This window comes from Streptomyces ipomoeae 91-03 (assembly GCF_000317595.1).
GTDB classification, from domain to species: Bacteria; Actinomycetota; Actinomycetes; order Streptomycetales; family Streptomycetaceae; genus Streptomyces; species Streptomyces ipomoeae.
The window spans coordinates 1-3,466 of sequence record NZ_AEJC01000593.1; the positions used below are offsets into that span (position 1 = coordinate 1).

A 3,466-nucleotide genomic window follows, 5' to 3' on the forward strand; every position below is an offset into this window, starting at 1 on the left:
AGCCCTCCTTGCCGCTCTTGCCCTTCTGACCCTTGCCGCCGAGGGCGTCGTCGCCGAGGGCCAGACCGTCACCGGCGACCGTCTTGCCGACCTTGCCGACCTTGCCGAGAGTGCCGTCGACGTCGAGTTTGCTCAGGCCGTCGGGCTGTCCGAGCGTGTCCGCCGCGTCGAGACCGTGCGACGGCGTGATGGCCGCGACGACGAAACCGGTGGCGAGGGAGGCGATGGCGAGCATGCTGCGCTTCTTCATGCCCCGCACAACGCCCGAACGGGGCAAGGGGTCACGCCCGTGTTTGGACACCACCGCCGCCGCACCCGATCCGCACCCCTTCCCGCAGCACCGCCCCCGGTCCGCGCGGCGCCCTCACCAGGGCGCCCGCAGGCCGCGCGCCGTCCGCGCCGCTCGCCCCGCCGGTCACCCCACCCCGGCCGCCGGCGTGTTCGCCTTCGCCGCGAGCGCCGCCGCAGCCGCGCCCACGAGCCCCGCGTCCGTGCCCATCACGGCGGGGGCGATGGTCAGATGCCGGACGAAGGACAGGGCGGCGTAGTTCTTGAGGGCGGCGCGGAGAGGGGCGAAGAGGACGTCGCCGGCGCCCGCGACGCCGCCGCCGATGACGGCGATGTCGATCTCGACGAGGGTGGCGGTGGCCGCGATGCCGGCGGCGAGGGCCTGGGCGGCGCGTTCGAAGGAGGCGACCGCCATGGGATCGCCGGCCTGCGCGGCGGCGGCGACCGCGGCGGCGGAGGTGTCGCCGTCGGGACCCGGCCGCCAGCCGTTGTCCAGGGCGCGGCGGGCGATGTTGGGGCCGCTCCCGATGCGCTCGACGCAGCCGCGGGCACCGCAGGGGCAGGGCTCGCCGTCGAGGTCGACGCTGATGTGCCCGATGTGTCCGGCGTTGCCGGTGGGGCCCGCGTGCAGCTTGCCGCCGAGGACGAGTCCGCCGCCGACGCCCGTCGAGACGACCATGCACAGCGCGTTGTCGTGGCCGCGGGCGGCGCCCTGCCAGTGCTCGGCCGCCGTGATGGCCACCCCGTCGCCGATCAGCTCGACGGGCAGCCCGCCGGTGGCCGCCCGGACCCGCTCGACGAGGGGGAAGCCGCGCCAGCCGGGGACGTTCACGGGGCTGACCGTGCCCGCGGAGGCGTCCACCGGGCCCGCGCTGCCGATGCCGACGACCGTGGCCCGGCCCCACAGCGGGGTGGCGGTCAGTTCGCCCAGGACGTCCGCGACGGCCCCCATCACCGTCTCACCGTCCTCCTGCGCGGGCGTCGGGCGCTGCGCGCGCACGAGGAGCCGGCCGTGGCCGTCCACCAGCGCCCCGGCGATCTTGGTGCCGCCGATGTCGAGCGCGGCCACGAGGTCGGTCTGCATCAGTGTCGTTCTCCCGCTGCGAGTCTCCGGACGGGCACCGGAGACCCCCGGCACCCGGATCTCCGGCCGGAGAACCGGCAGCACGACGCTCGCCTGGTGGGGGGCGCCGGCCGGAGAATGCGATAGACAGTCTCCCTCGGCCGTGACAACGTTGTCCAGGCTCTATGCTCGACGCCACATCCTCAACAGCCACATAAATTCCACACGGCACCACCGAGAACACCCGTGGACGACAGGACAGGACAGCGCATCGTGCCGGAGACCGCCGACAGCATCGCCCGCCGACCCGAGAGCCGCTACGGCAACCGTCCCACCATGAAGGACGTCGCCGCCCGGGCCGGCGTAGGTCTGAAGACGGTCTCCCGGGTGGTGAACGGCGAGCCGGGCGTCACCCCGGACACCGAGCGCCGGGTCCAGGAGGCGATAGAGGCGCTGGGCTTCCGGCGCAACGACAGCGCGCGGGTGCTGCGCAAGGGCCGTACGGCCAGCATCGGCCTGGTCCTCGAAGACCTCGCGGACCCGTTCTACGGCCCGCTCAGCCGGGCGGTGGAGGAGGTGTCCCGCGCGCACGGCTCGCTGCTGATCAACGGGTCCAGCGCCGAGGACCCGGGCCGCGAGCAGGAGCTCGCGCTGGCGCTCTGCGCGCGCCGCGTCGACGGGCTCGTGATCATTCCGGCCGGTGACGACCACCGGTATCTGGAGCCCGAGATCAGGGCGGGCGTCGCCACCGTGTTCGTGGACCGTCCGGCCGGGCGCATCGACGCCGACGTGGTGCTGTCGGACAACTTCGGCGGGGCCCGCGACGGCGTCGCCCACCTCATCGCCCACGGCCACCGCCGGATCGGGTTCATCGGCGACATGCCCCGCATCCACACCGCCGCCGAGCGGCTGCGCGGCTACCGGGCGGCCATGGAGGACGCGGGAATAACGGTCGAGGAGAGCTGGATGTCCCTGGGGGTCACGGACCCGGAGCGGGTGCGCAGGGCGGCCGAGGAGATGCTGTCCGGCCCGGCTCCCGTCACGGCGGTGTTCGCGGGCAACAACCGGGTGACAGTCACGGTCGTACGGGTCCTCGCCCAGCACACCCGCAGGGTCGCCCTGGTCGGCTTCGACGACTTCGAGCTCGCCGATCTGCTCCAGCCCGGCGTCACGGTGATCGCCCAGGACGCCGCCCGGCTGGGCCGTACCGCCGCCGAGCGCCTCTTCCAGCAGTTGGACGGCTCGCTCGTCGTCCCGGAGCGTATTGAGCTGCCGACCCGGTTGATCGCCCGTGGCTCGGGCGAACTGCCGCCCGCGGACTGACCGTTGGCGGCCCCCGGTCCCCGGACGCTCGAAGAGCTCGGCCTCGCCGTGGCGCCGCGCGAGGACCCGCTGAGCTATCCGGGCGCCTGGCCCCCGCAGTCCGCGCTCCTCGACGGCAACCGGATGCTGCCGCTGGACAGACTTGTCCACGAGGACCGCGTCCCCGTCCTCTCCGTCGGCTCCAACGCCTGCCCCGCGCAGCTGGTGCACAAGATGGCCGAGCACGGTGTGCAGTGCCGCATCCCCATGGTCAAGGCCAGGGTCACCGGCATCGGGATCGGCGTCTCCGCCCATGTCAGCCTGCTCGGTTACATGTCCGCGTCGCCCTTCCACTCCCCCGGCGCCATCCGCGAGCTGTTCATCACCTGGCTCGACGAGGCCCAACTCGCCGTCGTCGACACCAGCGAGGGCGTCGACTCACCCACCGGCAACTTCCACCGCGCAGCGCTCCCCGCCGCCGACTTCCGCGTCGAGGTGGAGTCGGGCGAAGTCCTGGACACCGCCTGGATCTACGTCAACCGATGGGGCGTCCTCCACAACGGCGGCCCCGGCCCGCGCCACCATCCGGGCCGCCAGCGCCCGCTGATCAGCGAACTCCTCGCCGCGTCGGCGGAGTTACGGGAGCTGTTCGGCACGACCCCCGACGAGTTCTGCGCCCGGGCACGCGGCAACCGGGCGCTGTGCGTGCGCGGCAGGGAGCTGTTCGCCGAGAAACGGTGGACGACGGTGTCGGGGCTGGAGCAGTACGTTCGGCCGCATCCGGGGGCGTAGGCCCGAGCAGGATGCGGGCCG

Annotated in this window: 4 protein-coding genes; 2 read left to right on the forward strand and 2 right to left on the reverse strand. The window is 73.6% G+C overall.

Going from position 1 to position 3,466, the window contains the following annotated elements; all coding sequences use genetic code 11:
• On the reverse strand, nucleotides 1-250 hold a 250-nt coding region (locus tag STRIP9103_RS38175; protein ID WP_048821718.1), incomplete at its 3' end, for a hypothetical protein.
• A gap of 165 nt (nucleotides 251-415) precedes the next feature.
• Complete coding sequence (locus STRIP9103_RS38180; RefSeq protein WP_009335803.1) at nucleotides 416-1,372, reverse strand: ROK family protein; 957 nt, start codon at nucleotides 1,370-1,372, stop codon at nucleotides 416-418.
• 225 nt (nucleotides 1,373-1,597) lie between these two features.
• Here STRIP9103_RS38180 and STRIP9103_RS38185 point away from each other — a divergent pair, with 225 nt between their 5' ends.
• Both STRIP9103_RS38185 and STRIP9103_RS38190 read left to right on the forward strand, forming a co-directional pair.
• The gene (locus STRIP9103_RS38185; protein WP_181800267.1) at nucleotides 1,598-2,674 is read left to right on the forward strand and encodes a LacI family DNA-binding transcriptional regulator; all 1,077 of its coding nucleotides are present in this window, start codon (nucleotides 1,598-1,600) and stop codon (nucleotides 2,672-2,674) included.
• Between the two features lie 3 nt (nucleotides 2,675-2,677).
• The gene (locus STRIP9103_RS38190) at nucleotides 2,678-3,445 is read left to right on the forward strand and encodes a hypothetical protein (RefSeq protein ID WP_009335801.1); all 768 of its coding nucleotides are present in this window, start codon (nucleotides 2,678-2,680) and stop codon (nucleotides 3,443-3,445) included.
• Nucleotides 3,446-3,466: the final 21 nt, after the last annotated feature.

Bases quoted from the DNA above. Each gene is read 5' to 3' on its own strand.
- STRIP9103_RS38180 (WP_009335803.1), bottom strand. From the start codon at position 1,372: ATGCAGACCGACCTCGTGGCCGCGCTCGACATCGGCGGCACCAAGATC.